This window comes from Exiguobacterium sp. NPDC077395 (assembly GCF_050269125.1).
Taxonomy (GTDB): Bacteria; Bacillota; Bacilli; order Exiguobacteriales; family Exiguobacteriaceae; genus Exiguobacterium; species Exiguobacterium aestuarii_A.
Genome location: NZ_JBNNHU010000003.1, coordinates 50,131 through 64,005, shown reverse-complemented (window position 1 = coordinate 64,005; position 13,875 = coordinate 50,131). Strand labels below are relative to the sequence as shown.

The 13,875-nt window shown below is 47.5% G+C and carries 12 protein-coding genes and 1 riboswitch; of the genes, 4 read left to right on the top strand and 8 right to left on the bottom strand.

What is annotated here, in order from left to right:
- Positions 1-98: 98 nt before the first annotated feature.
- A complete protein-coding gene (locus ACQKD4_RS12440) occupies positions 99-2,153 on the top strand; it encodes a sensor domain-containing protein (RefSeq protein WP_427373542.1) in 2,055 nt (684 codons plus the stop codon).
- Positions 2,154-2,170: 17 nt separating this feature from the next.
- Here ACQKD4_RS12440 and ACQKD4_RS12435 read toward each other — a convergent pair whose 3' ends face one another.
- Entirely contained in the window at positions 2,171-3,574 is a 1,404-nt protein-coding gene (locus ACQKD4_RS12435) for a basic amino acid/polyamine antiporter (protein WP_427373541.1), read from the bottom strand.
- A 223-nt stretch (positions 3,575-3,797) separates the two neighbouring features.
- On the opposite strand from ACQKD4_RS12435, the gene ACQKD4_RS12430 reads away from it, so the two are divergent.
- Entirely contained in the window at positions 3,798-5,423 is a 1,626-nt protein-coding gene (locus tag ACQKD4_RS12430) for a peptide ABC transporter substrate-binding protein (RefSeq protein ID WP_214785749.1), read from the top strand.
- A gap of 225 nt (positions 5,424-5,648) precedes the next feature.
- Here ACQKD4_RS12430 and ACQKD4_RS12425 read toward each other — a convergent pair whose 3' ends face one another.
- The 4 genes from ACQKD4_RS12425 to ade form a co-directional block, all read right to left on the bottom strand.
- Complete coding sequence (locus ACQKD4_RS12425; RefSeq protein WP_427373540.1) at positions 5,649-5,771, bottom strand: hypothetical protein; 123 nt, start codon at positions 5,769-5,771, stop codon at positions 5,649-5,651.
- Positions 5,772-5,774: 3 nt separating this feature from the next.
- Positions 5,775-7,367, bottom strand: a complete 1,593-nt coding sequence (locus ACQKD4_RS12420; RefSeq protein ID WP_427373539.1) for a Na+/H+ antiporter NhaC family protein — start codon at positions 7,365-7,367, stop codon at positions 5,775-5,777.
- A 113-nt stretch (positions 7,368-7,480) separates the two neighbouring features.
- Positions 7,481-7,655, bottom strand: a riboswitch (Lysine riboswitch).
- A gap of 57 nt (positions 7,656-7,712) precedes the next feature.
- Positions 7,713-7,997 carry a hypothetical protein gene (locus tag ACQKD4_RS12415; RefSeq protein WP_427373538.1) on the bottom strand — a complete coding sequence of 95 codons (285 nt, stop codon included), beginning with the start codon at positions 7,995-7,997 and terminating at the stop codon, positions 7,713-7,715.
- A 118-nt stretch (positions 7,998-8,115) separates the two neighbouring features.
- Positions 8,116-9,825 carry an adenine deaminase gene (gene ade / locus ACQKD4_RS12410; protein ID WP_427373537.1) on the bottom strand — a complete coding sequence of 570 codons (1,710 nt, stop codon included), beginning with the start codon at positions 9,823-9,825 and terminating at the stop codon, positions 8,116-8,118.
- A 119-nt stretch (positions 9,826-9,944) separates the two neighbouring features.
- Between ade and ACQKD4_RS12405 the strand changes: the two genes are divergently transcribed.
- Both ACQKD4_RS12405 and ACQKD4_RS12400 read left to right on the top strand, forming a co-directional pair.
- Positions 9,945-10,481 (top strand): gamma carbonic anhydrase family protein, encoded by a 537-nt coding sequence (locus ACQKD4_RS12405; protein WP_427373536.1) that lies wholly within the window; start codon positions 9,945-9,947, stop codon positions 10,479-10,481.
- 109 nt (positions 10,482-10,590) lie between these two features.
- Positions 10,591-10,776 (top strand): hypothetical protein, encoded by a 186-nt coding sequence (locus tag ACQKD4_RS12400; protein ID WP_074032988.1) that lies wholly within the window; start codon positions 10,591-10,593, stop codon positions 10,774-10,776.
- Positions 10,777-10,873: 97 nt separating this feature from the next.
- Here ACQKD4_RS12400 and ACQKD4_RS12395 read toward each other — a convergent pair whose 3' ends face one another.
- The 3 genes from ACQKD4_RS12395 to alr all read right to left on the bottom strand — a co-directional run bounded on the left by ACQKD4_RS12395 (position 10,874) and on the right by alr (position 13,872).
- The gene (locus ACQKD4_RS12395; protein ID WP_427373534.1) at positions 10,874-11,428 is read right to left on the bottom strand and encodes a nitroreductase family protein; all 555 of its coding nucleotides are present in this window, start codon (positions 11,426-11,428) and stop codon (positions 10,874-10,876) included.
- Positions 11,429-11,521: 93 nt separating this feature from the next.
- A complete protein-coding gene (gene lysA / locus ACQKD4_RS12390; RefSeq protein ID WP_427373533.1) occupies positions 11,522-12,814 on the bottom strand; it encodes a diaminopimelate decarboxylase in 1,293 nt (430 codons plus the stop codon).
- Positions 12,784-13,872, bottom strand: coding sequence for an alanine racemase (gene alr / locus ACQKD4_RS12385; RefSeq protein ID WP_274665107.1), 1,089 nt, complete (start codon positions 13,870-13,872; stop codon positions 12,784-12,786). The genes lysA and alr overlap by 31 nt, the downstream gene beginning before the upstream one ends.
- Between the last annotated feature and the right edge of the window lie 3 nt (positions 13,873-13,875).

The window sequence follows — 13,875 nt, the reverse complement described above, 5'->3', positions numbered from 1 at the left end:
CTTTTGACAATGACGAACTTAAGCATTCCTTGAATTGGCAAAATCAGGTACACTGACATTAGAATATGCATTTAGCATGACAGATTGGAGGAAATGATGTGGCTTCATTGCGTGATTTATCGGTAGACCAATTCATCGATGCTTTATCTGTACCGTGTTGTTTTATTTCTCAAGATGGTACGGTTCTGTTATGGAATACACATGCCGAAGTATTGTTCGGCTGGGAACGTGAAGAAGTCCTCCATCAACCACTTCCTGTCGTTCGGCAGTTGGGACATGCTTTAAAAACATGGACACCGCTCCTCCTTCAGTATCCGTTTTCGACGACGGCGATGACGCCGTTCCAACATAAAGATGGGTCCGTCATCTATGCGACCGCATACTTGCAATCTTTTTCGCTCGAAGGCATTTATGGCTATTTCCTCGCCTTCCTGCCAAAAGGGTTTGGCCCGCTCATCAGTACAGAGCAATTCAATTTGCTCCATCATTTTCAAGAAATGATCAAGCAATCGACCCATTACTTGGCGACGAACGCAAAAGGTGAAATCGTCGATATCAATCCATCCTTGTGTCGTTTGCTCGATACAACGGAACAACAATTAATCGGGAAAAACTGGTTCGAGCTCATTCATGACGCAAACGATCAAGATGGTATTTCACGTGACGTCTTAACGTCGTTGGCGACGAACCGCATCTGGAACGGGGAAATGCCGATTTCATGCAAAGAGCACGATGATGAGCCTTGTTGGCTTAATTTGACCGTCGTGCCGATTGTGAGTGAAAAAAGTGATGTGATTCAGTATACGGCGTTCGGATTCGACGTTTCAGAAAAGAAACGCCTCGAAAAAGAGGTCCGATTCCTGGCTTATCAAAACGAGTTAACAGGACTCTACAATAAAAAAGGCTTCTTACGTCAATACGATTCAATCCTTCAACAAATCGATGAACGGGAAGGGCTTCTCCACATCGCCTTATTTGACATCGATCGTTTCAAGATCATCAACGAATCGTTCGGATCTCGTGTCGGGAATGAGCTCCTCGTCCAAATCAAGGAACGTGCACTTCACCTCATTCCAGAATCCGCTTTATTGTTCCATCCGACGGGCGGACTGTTCGGTGTCATGTTCTTTGAAGAGTCGAAAGAAGAAGTGTTTCAATCACTCCGCCATTTGCAACACGAGTTGCAACGTCCATTCCGAATCTATCATCACTCGATCATGGTCTCGATTTCGGTCGGCTGTGTATTTTATCCGTCTTCTGCGAGTTCACTCGAGGAACTGTATACGCGTGCAGAAAGTGCCCTCTTCAAAGGAAAACAGATCGGGGTCGGTACGATTCAATTCGTGACAAAAGATATGGATGCCGCATTCTCAAGACAAATTCATATCGAGAAAGCCTTATACCGTGCGTTAGAAGAAAAACATTTTTATCTCGAGTATCAGCCGAAATATGAGTTGGCGACAGACCGTCTCATCGGCTTTGAAGCACTCCTTCGCTGGCATCACGAAGAATTGGGACAAATCCCACCTTCCGAGTTCATTCCGCTCGCAGAAGAGATGGCGCTTATCGTTCCGATCAACAACTGGGTCATTTTAGAGGCGACAAAACAATTGAAGACATGGAAAGCTGAATTTGACCAGCCTCTCTCGATGGCGATCAACATTTCACCAAACCAGTTCCGAAGCGACAGTTTCTTGAATACGCTTCGAAACATCAAGCAACAACTCCAACTCGACACATCAGATGTCATTTTAGAAATTACGGAAAGCTTGGTCATGCAACAAACCGATGAAATCATTGAACGCATGGAGCAGATCAAGCGACTGAATTACCGCCTGTCGATTGACGATTTTGGAACGGGCTTCTCGTCCTTGCAGTATTTAAAGTCATTCCCGGTCGATGAACTTAAGATTGATAAAGTATTTCTCGACGATTGGATGACATCTAAATCTCACTTGCTTGACGTCATCGTCCATCTCGGAAAGAGCTTGAACCTTCATGTTGTGGCCGAAGGGGTCGAAGACGAAGAAATGCTTCAACATTTAAAGTCTACCGCATGTGATTCATTCCAAGGTTACCTGTATGCAAGACCTGCTTCTCCAGCGGCAATCGAACAATTACTCCGGTCATCAAAAAACTCACCGAACGCATGAAGCGTCGGTGAGTTTTCTTATAATGCAATCGATGATGTCCAGAGACCATATATGCCATATGTGGCACATAACAAAATGATAACGGCAATCATCGACTGTGTGCGCGTCAAGAACGGTCGTCCCTGTTCTCTTTCGGCTAGAAGGAAGACGAACACACCAGGTGCGTAAAGAATCATTGCAATCAGGACGTATTCAATTCCCGATGCATACAGTAGCCATGTGGCGTACAACGTGGCGATGGCAGAGATGACCATCATCCGTAACGATGTCGTCCGCTTCGCTTCCATCCAACCATAAAGTGCCGAGAAGAGATATGGAACGAGCGCTGCGATCCCGGCGATACTCGACAAAACAAGATACGTCTGCTCCGAGAACAACGCAACAGCTGTGACGACTTGCGTAAACACTTGTGTGATCAATAATGCGTTCACTGGCGTATCGTTTGCGTTCAATCGATTGAACACTTTCGGGAAGACACCGTCTCGACTAGCGACGTACGAAATTTCGGTCGCTAAAATCGTCCATCCGAGCAATGCGCCTGTCAATGAGACGAGCAACCCGATATTAATCAATGTCGCCCCGAACGGTCCAACGACCGCCTCTAACACATAGGCCATCGACGGTTCTGGTAACGCCGCGAGCTGTTCTTGCGTCATGACACCGAACGAGAAAATCGAAATCATCATATAAATTAACAATGTGCCGATCAATCCAATCACTGTCGCTCGTCCCACATCTTTTTTCTGACGCGCGCGCGAGGATAAGACGACTGCCCCTTCAATACCGACGAACGCCCATAATGTCACGAGCATCGTAGACTTCACTTGAGGGAAAACATTTGCCCAAACAAATCCAGACTCGCCCCAAAAGTCGACCCGGAACGTGTTAATCTGAAACGCAAAGAGAATGAGCACGATGAACAAGAAAATCGGAACGAGCTTCGCAATCGTCGTGACGATATTCAACAGTGCCGCCTCCCGCATTCCACGGGAAATGAGCCAAAATAATCCCCAAACCAAAATTGCACTGACGAACAAACGGAACAATCGATGTTCTGCCGAGAATACAGGGAAAAAGTATGCCAACGTGCTAAAAATCAAGGTGATGTTTGCCACTGTCCCAATCCATGCTGACATCCAGTAACCCCAGCCGCTGTTGAATCCGACAAATTTGCCGAACCCTTCCCGTGCATAGGCGTAAATGCCACCTTCTAACTCAGGACGCGTGTCCGCTAAAAACTGAAAGACAAAGGCGAGCATGATCATCCCAATCCCTGTAATCCCCCATCCGATTAAAACAGGTCCTACACCTGCCCCTTGTGCCATAGCACCTGGGAGATTAAAGGCACCTCCACCAATCATTGTCCCGACGACCATGGCCGCGAGACCGAAAAAGCCGATTCCGGCTGAATGTTGTTTCAAATTAACGCCTCCACCAATCTATAATCTTACCGAATAACTATACAAAGATACTGTATAATCATTCGTCGATTTTTCTATTCTACTTCCTAAAAGGATTCAGGGATAGATATTCTAAATAAGTTTATATTTTCGAATAATTTGAAAAATTCCATTGCATATTCATCCTAGATGTAGTTTAATTACAACATATTCTAAATTATCAGAATTTTCGGGAGGTTGTATGATGCGTAACAAAAAATGGCTAGCTTTATCGGGGGTCGCTTTATTAGCGACAGCAGCTTGTAGTACAGGAGACGACTCATCGAGTTCGGAGGATTCATCTTCAAGCGATGCTAAAAAAGAAATTACGATGGTATCGGCGACAGATTTGCCACAGCTCGATCCAACACTTACGACGGACTCGACATCGATTATCGTGACGAACAACGTGTTCGAAGGGTTATATCGTCTAGACGAGAACAACCAACCGACACCAGGGATCGCCGAAGATGTCGAAGTATCAGAGGATGGTCTTACATACACGTTTAAACTACGTGACGCGAACTGGTCAGATGGCTCACCGATTACAGCTGAAGACTTTGTCTACTCTTGGAAACGCGCACTCAATCCAGAAACAGGTGCCGAGTATGCGTATATCCTTCAAGACTTAAAAAATGCAAACAAAATCCTTGCAGGCGAAGCGTCTCTTGACGATCTCGGTGCGAAAGCAATCGACGAGAAGACACTTGAAGTTCAGTTGGAAGCACCAGCACCATATTTCTTAGGATTGACTGGTTTCCCAACATACATGCCGCAAAAACAAGAGTACGTCGAAGAACAAGGCGAAGAATTCGCGACTTCTGTCGACAAGACGCTCTATAACGGTCCTTATGTGTTGAGCGAATGGCAAGACAATGCAGGATGGGTCTATAAGAAAAACCCAGAGTATTGGGATGCTGAAAACGTGAAGATGGATACGATCAACGTCAAAGTCGTAAAAGACGTATCGACGGGTGTCAACTTGTTCGAGTCAGGCGAAGCGGACTACACGCTTCTCTCATCTGAATTCGTTCCACAATTTGAAGACAGCGATGAATTTAAGACGCGTGCCGATGCACGGATCAACTTCCTTCGTTTCAACCAAAAGAACGAGGCGCTTCAAAACGTCAACATTCGTGAGGCACTTGCCAAAGGATTTGATAAACAAAGTGTGACAGATGTCATCTTGACGGACGGTTCACAACCAGCGAACTACATCGTGGCGAAAGATTTCACGTTCACAGAAGACGGCGCTGATTTCCGTGAGAAGCATCCAGACCTCCTCAGCTACAATGTTGATGAAGCGAAAGCCGCTTGGGAGAAAGGTCTTGAAGAGTTAGGAGTCGAAACAGTCGAGCTCGAATTCCTCTCACGTGACGAAGAAGCGTTCAAGAAAGTCAACGAGTTCATCAAAGGTGAACTCGAGAAGAACTTGCCTGGTTTGACACTTAACATCAAACAGCAACCGTTCAAAAACTTCCTTGACCTCGAAGGAAAAGGTGAATATGACGTTTCTGCTGCTGGATGGGGCCCTGACTATCAGGATCCAATGACATACCTCGACATGTGGGTCACAGACGGACCATTCAACCGTATGGAGTACTCAAACGACGAGTATGATCAATTGATCCAATCAGCGAAGAAAGAAGCCGATCAGATGAAGCGTTGGGAAACAATGCAAGAAGCTGAACGTATCCTTCTTGAAGAAGACTTCGCAATCGCTCCGATTTACCAAAAAGGTGAAGCATACTTAGAGCGTTCAAACATCGAAAACATGTATCGTCACCCGTTCGGTGCCGATGCGAGCTTCAAGTGGCTTGACGTCAAATAATGAGATAACATCCTTGATTCCATTTGGGTCAAGGATGTTTTTCTGTCGTGAAAGGGATTTAACTGATGAAGAGTTGGACGCTATGGCTCACCCTATTGGCTACCGCAATCTGCATCCTCAATATTTCTGGATTGGATGACAAGAACATCTTATTGTTTTTATCTTCGTCTCCATTCTGGTTGCTGGTTTTCCTCACACATCATCCATCCGACCTCCCTGCCTCAGTCAGCACTTTACATCATGACAGTCTCCTTCTGGTTCATTCTCGGTAGACTGTTCGACCGCCTCATTCATGTAGTGACAATCACAAAAAATGACTTCCATCAAATCGATGGAAGTCATTTTCATCTATTAAGCCTCACGCTGTGCGCGAATGTCAGCAGGTACTTTTCCACGTTTTGAAATCACTTGCGCGATTCCCACTAGTACCACAAACGAGATCAATGCCGCAAAGAACCCAATCCAAATCGATGCTGTGATTCCAAGTACCAAGTATCCGATCGCTGAGACGATTGCTGCAAGGATCGCATATGGTAATTGCGTCAACACGTGATCGATATGGTGTGAGCCAGCTCCTGTCGAACTGAGAATCGTTGTATCCGAGATTGGCGAACAGTGGTCACCGAACACCGCACCGGCCAACACAGCAGCGAGTGATGCGAGAAGAAGCTCTGGTTCAACTGCCATGATCAAGTCTGCCCCGATCGGAAGCATCAAACCAAACGTTCCCCAGCTCGTCCCTGTCGAGAATGCCATGATTCCAGCAATCAAAAAGAGAAGAAGTGGCAAGTACGAAGCGGCAATCGTATCCGTGACGAAGCTCGCCAAGTATTCACCTGTCTTCATATCACTGATGACTGCAATGATTGTCCAAGCAAACAAGAGGATGAGGACGGCTGGCCACATCGCACGGACGCCTTCCCATGCCGCTTTTCCATAGTCACGCGCCGGGATTTTACGACCGATAAGAAGAAGGAGTGCGACAATCAAGCTGATGACGACACCTGCGACGAGTGAACGCGTTACATCTGTTGATTCGAACGCCCCAATCAATGAGAAGTTCTGACCGTCTGCTGCAAGTGCTTGTCCACCTGTGTAGAGCATTGCCGAAACAGTCGCAATGATGAGTGTGATGATTGGAACGATTAAGTCGCGAACTTTCCCACCTTCGTGTTCATGCAAATCTTCGCTCATTCCCATTGGCTTCCCTTTTGCTGAATCATACAATTCACCTTGTAGGGCACGGAGTTCATGCGTACGCATCGGTCCGATTGCAAGCCCAGTGAAGGCCACATACGCTGTCAACAAGAGTGCGAAGACGGCATAGAAGTTCATCGGAATGATTTGAATGAACGCAGAGAATGATGAGTAGCTATCAATCGAATATTTTGTCAAAATTCCAGCGATGATGGCGATGATGTACGCCCCCCAACTTGAAAGCGGGCTGATGACACAGACAGGTGCTGCTGTTGAGTCAATCGTGTACGCAAGTTTCGCACGTGAGATATTTTTACGGTCTGTGAGTGGGCGACTGATGTTCCCGACCGCCAAACTGTTAAAGTAGTCATCGATAAAGATCAAAATACCAAGTCCAAACGATACGAGACGCGCACCGCGTGCCGTCTTGACGTTTGCAGCAGCCCATTCACCGAATGCGCGTGCCCCACCCGACGTTTGAATGATTGATGATAAAATACCGAGAAGGAGCAAGAACGCAATCAACAAGACGTTCCATTCGTTGATTGCTCCATCCGACCAGAATAAGGCGATAATGTTCGACCACAAGTATTGAATCGAATCAAGTGGATTGAAACTATGCAAGAGAAGTACCCCTGCGATAATCCCGACACCGAGTGATGGGATGACCTTTCTTGTTGTGATGGCCATAATAATTGCGAGTAATGCCGGTACGAGTGAAAGTACCGAAGTTGAATAATCTACCATGCTGAATTCCTCCTTTTTTTATTAGGATGAGGCCCCCCTATGCTTAAAAAAACGCAAAGCGAGGGCATCGGCAACAAAGCCGACACCCTCGCTGGATGTTCCGTCTTTCTTAGCCGACTTGGAGCGCTCCATACGTAAATATGTATGGCAGTCCGACGGGTCTTTCCCGTCAGCCCAGCACAACCCCACGGACATGGTGTTGCACTTCGGCGATCCTGCCTTTTTGTAGTCCTCATCGTTGTCATCCTCCGACTACTTACTCATCAGCATCGCACCTCTACCTCATCGATAGCACGAATATTCATTTAAAGTTACGTCTAAATTATCACAAGTTGACGTCACATATCAATAGTTTTTTTCATCACGAATGATTCTCTTTAAAACTGCGAGCGCTTCTTGGTCATTCGTCTCTGCTGCTTTAAAGAAATCGTTGAAGAAGTGGTATAACACGAATCGGTCAGCGTGAGACTTCGTCTGTTCTTTAATCGTAGAAAAGATGAGTCGCCGTAAACGGCGTTTCGTCTGTGTTTCTTCTGGCAGTTCTTCGCATCGGTCCTTGAAAGCACGATATACAGAATTGATCAATTCCTCATGTTCATCATACGACCGATTGTAAGCAACTTGTTCCATCTGTAATATCCCCCCTTTCAAATTTGACCCGATGAAACTTGTCGTAACTATACCAACTTCTTGTCAGGCATTCAATCGATATCGACCGTTCTTAACAAAAATCATACGTTAGACCGAGTCAAGCGTTGATGAATGAGAAAGTGGTCACGTCGAACAATCCCATGTCGGTCAATTTCAAATCTGGAATGACCGGTAAGGCAAGGAATGACATCGTCAAGTATGGGTTAAAGTGACGGTGTGCACCAACAACGTCGAGCGCATCATTTAACTGTTCGAGAATATCTGCCACTTCACGGTAAGGACGTTTCGTCATGAGACCACCGATTTCAAGCGGTAACACGGCGAGCACCTCACCTTCCGATACGGCAACGACCCCTCCACCTACTCTTTCAAGCGTTCTCGCTGCGAGTAACATATCCTCTGGGCTGACTCCAGCGATGACCAAGTTGTGGCTGTCATGGGCTACAGTAGCTGCAAGTGCACCTCGTTTTAACCCGAATCCTGTGACAGGAGCTAGCGCCATGTGACCTGTCCCATGATGACGTTCGATGACGGCGAGCGTGGCGATATCCTGCGATAAATCTGCCCCTGATGCATCCGGTTGGAACGAGAGACGTTGTCGTTTCGTCAACAAGCTGTTCGGAAGCACTTGAATGACATCCACTTCCTCGTCGCTCGGAGCAATTCGAAACGAGTCGGCTGTCAATTCAGGTAATTCGAGTTCACCTTTCATCGGCTTCGGTACTTCAATCCCATCAGCGTCAAATGTCGCATTCCCCGCTTCGGCGACGAGCGTACCGTTGACGTACACCTGCTCGATTTTTACCGATTCGACGTCTGACAAGATGACGAAGTTTGCTTTCTTCCCAGGTGCGATGGCCCCGATTTCTTTTAACCCATAAGCTTCTGCAGCGTGTAAACTCGCCATCGCATAGGCCGTTTCTGGCTTGACGCCTTGCTTGATCGCTGTGCGAATGTTGTAGTCAATCCCACCTTCTGCGACCAAGTCATCCAAATGCTTATCGTCTGTACAGAAGAGGAAACGATGGGCATTGCTTTCTGTCACGGCCAAACTGACCTTCTCCACATTTCGTGCAACGGAACCTTCTCGAATTTGAACGTAGAATCCACGTCGTACCCGTTCAATCGCCTCTTCCGCAGTCGTACATTCATGGTCCGTCATGATTCCTGCTGAGCGATATACATTCAATTGATCAGGATTGAGACCCGAAGCATGGCCATCCACGACTTTGCCCGCTTGTTCCGTCTGCGCAATCTTTTGAAGCATATCCTCGCTTCCTGCTTCGATCGATGGATAGTCCATGACCTCACCTAATCCATGTACACCAGGGTCTCCTAAAAACGGTGCCAAGTCTTCTGCGTATAACTTTGCACCTGCATGTTCGAATGGTGTCGCCGGCACACAGCTCGGTAACATCATGCGGACGTCAAGCGGTAGCCCTTTTGCATCCGCTAACATATATTCAATCCCAAGCGCCCCGTTCACGTTCGCAATCTCATGCGGGTCCGCAATGACCGTCGTGACCCCGAGTGGCAAGACCGCTTTCGCAAACTCATGAGGTGGGACCATCGACGACTCGATATGGACGTGCGAATCGATAAAGGACGGGGCAAGCGTCCAAGTCGGGTCATGATATTCGACCTCTCCATCGTATCCTTCCCCAATTGCCACGATATACCCGGCATCGATGGCGACGTCCGTACGAATCGTCTCACGACTGTACACGTCAATCACAGCGACGTCTTTAAAGACGACGGCCGCTTTCTTTTTCTTTGCGGCGATGTCAATCAAATGTTGTTTCTCCATCTTTTGATCTCCTTATTCAACGTATTTTAACTATCTTACCAAGAATATTCTTTTCGTTGCAATTTCTTTTTCAAGTTGTGCGACAATGATAGCATATTGATCTGAAAGGGGTTACAACGATGCAATACAAACTAGGAGAACTGACACCACACGTCGATTCGACGACTTATCTTGCACCAGGATCACATGTCATTGGCGATGTGACAATCGGGGCACACTCAGGAGTATGGTTCAACACCGTCATCCGTGGAGACGAGGGTCCGATTCGAATCGGTTCTTATGTCAATATTCAGGATGGTTCGATGATCCATCAATATGAGGGTTCACCGACCATTATCCATGACCGTGTCTCGATTGGTCATATGGCGATGATTCACGGGTGCGAGATTGAAGAGGATTGCTTGATCGGGATGCACGCTACCGTGCTCGATGGTGCAAAAATCGGGAAAGGGTCATTCGTGGCTGCGGGTGCGCTTGTGACACCGAATATGCAAGTCTCTGAAGGGGTGATGGTGATGGGCGTACCAGCAAAAGTCGTCCGTCCTCTGAACGACGAAGACCGCTTCATCATGGAGAGAACGGTTAAGAAGTATGCGAAACGTGCTGAGCAGTACCAACAGTCGTGCGTACCTGTAAGCGAAACACACAGTTTGTGAAAGCGTTTACAAGATTCATAAAATGTTAACGTTTCTCTCGAATTTTCTACACAGTTCCTTTGTATACTAATGGTGTAGCCAAGCTGACGTATGGAAAGGAGCCCACTCTATGTATCCGAACCATGATCGACTCATGTTAGATTTGTATGCCTCATCGATTAACCCAAGTTATGGCCTTCATATCGATGATTCTTTCGATGACACACTCCATGGTGCACATCGTGAGGTTTGGGAACGTATGCATTTGGATAATAGTAGAGAAGAAGATTCTAAAAATGGAGGAACGGCTGGATGATTCCAACACCTGTGATTCAAGATTGGCTCGCAACTAAATTAAAACGATAACGGATTCATATAGACGACGAGCGAAGGGTTCTCCCTTCGCTCGTTTTTCATTCGAAAATGGTCAAGTGTGCATCAATCGGCTGTCGTGCTTTCGGTGCAGGGATATCTGCTGTGTCATATTTCCCGATTTGCAGAAGACCGATAAACGTCTCCCCTTCCGCTCCAATCATTTCTTTCAAACGCGCATCGTCAAAAAGTCCGCCCGTACGCCAGACCATTCCAATCTCACGTTCACTGAACAAGAGTTGAACATTTTGAATAAATGTCGCCGTCGCGAGCAACGCGTCACGATTTCCTTTTTCCGTCTCAAATCGCTTTGCCGTCACATACATACACGTCGCTGCATTCAAGATTCGTCCTGTCACCTTTTCACGCTGTCCTTCTGACGCCTCCGAGAAGGCGGGCTCGAGCGCATCGAGTAGTACTTGTTTCCCATCCCCGTTGAACACATATACGTTCCATGGCTCGACTTTATTATGGAACGGTGCGTGGTGTGCCGATTGCAACACCTCATAGAGCACCTTCGTATCGATCGATTCTTCCTTGAACATCCGAACCGTACGTCTTTCTTCAATTAACTGTTGTGCTACTGTCTTTGTCATGACCGTCACTTCCCCTTTTTTTCTCTTCTCTATCATAATTGAAAAACGTTCTCATTTCAAAATCAAAAAAAGACTACAGATTGCTCTGTAGCCTTAAATCGATTGGCCAATGACCTCGCATGCCACCAAGTCTTCAAACGTTTGGCGACGTACGACGAGGCGATGATCCCCATCCTTGACGAACACAACGGCAGGACGAAGCATTTGGTTATAGTTGCTCGCCATCGAGAAGTTATACGCTCCCGTTGCTTTGACGAGTAGCAAATCACCCGGTATGACAGGAGGGATCAAAGAGCGGTTCGAGATGATGTCTCCCGACTCGCAACACGCTCCGACAATTTTTGCCTCGAGCGTCTTCTCTTCATTCATCCGAGTCGCTGCCACGACTTCATATTCTGCGTCATATAGCGCCGGACGAATGTTATCTGTCATCCCACCATCGACGGACACAAACGTGCGTACGCCACTCACTTCTTTGACGGTTCCCACCTCATAAAGCGTGGCGCCTGCATTGGCGACGAGCCAACGACCAGGTTCAATCCCGATTTTCGGAAGTGGCAATTCACGTGCCTCGACCTCCTCAACCAACGTCTCCATCACACGCTCCATCGTTTGTGCGAAGTCGAGACGCTCGTCTTCATCCAAGTAAGCGACACCGAAGCCACCACCAATGTTTAACACATCCGTCGTATAGCCGGTCTCTTGACGAATCGTATCCATGAAGCGCACCATCGTCTGCACCGTGTTGATGAAGAGGGTCGGATCTTGAATTTGAGAACCGACGTGACAGTGAATGCCCTTCAACTGTAAATGTTCCGCTTCCAACGTCGCACGAACAGCATCCAAATACGTATCGTCATGCGTCGGAAAACCGAATTTTGTATCAACCCCACCCGTTTGAATCGCCGCATGGGCACCTCCAACGACTTGAGGCACGATGCGGAGAAGAACATCGACTTCACGATTATATTCAGCCGCAAGTCCTGACAAGAGGCTGATTTCACGCATGTTGTCGATGGTAAAGTGTGTGATCCCCTGTTCGAGTGCGAACGTGATATCCAAGATCGTTTTGTTCGATCCGTGAACGTGAATGCGCTCTGCCGGTACACCGGCATGCAGTGCCACGTACATCTCACCCCTTGAGACGACGTCGACACTTAAACCTGCCGCCATTACTTTTTCATACACGGCCGCAATCGATAACGCTTTTGACGCGTATAACGCATACGTGTTCGGATACTTGTCTAGGAACGCATCCTGGACAATCCCGAGGCGACGCTCTAGTTCTGGCTCACTCATGATGTATAAAGGTGTCCCGTACGTCGCTTGAAGTTCACGGACGGACACACCTTCGATCAAACATTCTGATTGATTGGTGGTGTACATACAATTCCTCCTTCAAAGCGATGGGGGACACGCCATGAACGAGCACAGAGCTGTTCTGAATTGTTGGCGTAACCAACACGTGTCACGTCATCGATTTTCGTTTCTACCCCATACAGTGTGACCCGATCGCCGATTTGTACGTCGTCGTCCACTTTGATGAAGCTATGACTCATAAAGATATTGCTGACGAACGGATAGGCTTTCCCTTCAATATGAACAGGCAAGTGACGTCTCGCCCGCATTAACCCATCTCCGTATCCGACAGGAAGAACGGCGATGCGTTCCTTCGTTTCGGCCGTGTATCCCGTCCCATATCCGACGTGAGCGCCTGCTTCAATGTCATGGACCGCGACCACTTCCGTCTCCCAATAGAAAGCGGGAACCAACCATTCAACGGGTTCGACCGATGAATAGCCATATAAGAAAATTCCGACACGCACATGTGTGCAATGATGCAAGCGCGCGTCATCTTGAAGCGTGGCTGCACTATTTGCCGCATGGATCAATTCAAACGTATGACGTTCCATCAAACGCGTCGACCAGTCGGCAAAACGTTCGACTTGCACGCTATGCTCGACTTCCGCGTTATCTGCATCCGCGAGCGGGAAGTGCGTACATAATCCGACGAGGTCCAGTCCTTCATTTTGACAGAAGGCGACGATTTGTAGCGCTTCTTCAAACGTTTTGGCACCGAATCGGTTCATCCCGACATCTAGTTTCAAGTGTAGGCGAACTCCATCGAGATGCTCTCGCTGTGAGACGAGCCATTCATATGACCCGATGGCGACATCAAAGTCATGGGCATGCACGTGTTGCCACGTATAGACCGGATTCATGACGAGGACACGAGCCGCTTCTGCATGCGTTCGAACTTCGATCGCTTCTTCGATTGTTGTCACCATGAAGTGACGGACCCCTTCATCATACAAAGTCGTCACAACTGGCTCCATCCCTAGGTTATAGGCGTTGTTTTTCACGACTGCAAACACGGGGCGCCCAAGCGCTTCAATCCGACGTTTGTTCTCGCGAATCGCATTCAAGTCAATTGTGACTCCCATCGT

Excerpts from the sequence above, each read along its gene's own strand:
- ACQKD4_RS12430 (WP_214785749.1), top strand. The coding sequence starts at position 3,798 with ATGCGTAACAAAAAATGGCTAGCTTTATCGGGGGTCGCTTTATTAGCG.
- ACQKD4_RS12425 (WP_427373540.1), bottom strand. The coding sequence starts at position 5,771 with ATGAAAATGACTTCCATCGATTTGATGGAAGTCATTTTTTGTGATTGT.
- ACQKD4_RS12420 (WP_427373539.1), bottom strand. The coding sequence starts at position 7,367 with ATGGTAGATTATTCAACTTCGGTACTTTCACTCGTACCGGCATTACTC.
- ACQKD4_RS12415 (WP_427373538.1), bottom strand. The coding sequence starts at position 7,997 with ATGGAACAAGTTGCTTACAATCGGTCGTATGATGAACATGAGGAATTG.
- ade (WP_427373537.1), bottom strand. The coding sequence starts at position 9,825 with ATGGAGAAACAACATTTGATTGACATCGCCGCAAAGAAAAAGAAAGCG.
- ACQKD4_RS12405 (WP_427373536.1), top strand. The coding sequence starts at position 9,945 with ATGCAATACAAACTAGGAGAACTGACACCACACGTCGATTCGACGACT.
- ACQKD4_RS12400 (WP_074032988.1), top strand. The coding sequence starts at position 10,591 with ATGTATCCGAACCATGATCGACTCATGTTAGATTTGTATGCCTCATCG.
- ACQKD4_RS12395 (WP_427373534.1), bottom strand. The coding sequence starts at position 11,428 with ATGACAAAGACAGTAGCACAACAGTTAATTGAAGAAAGACGTACGGTT.
- lysA (WP_427373533.1), bottom strand. The coding sequence starts at position 12,814 with ATGTACACCACCAATCAATCAGAATGTTTGATCGAAGGTGTGTCCGTC.
- alr (WP_274665107.1), bottom strand. The coding sequence starts at position 13,872 with ATGGGAGTCACAATTGACTTGAATGCGATTCGCGAGAACAAACGTCGG.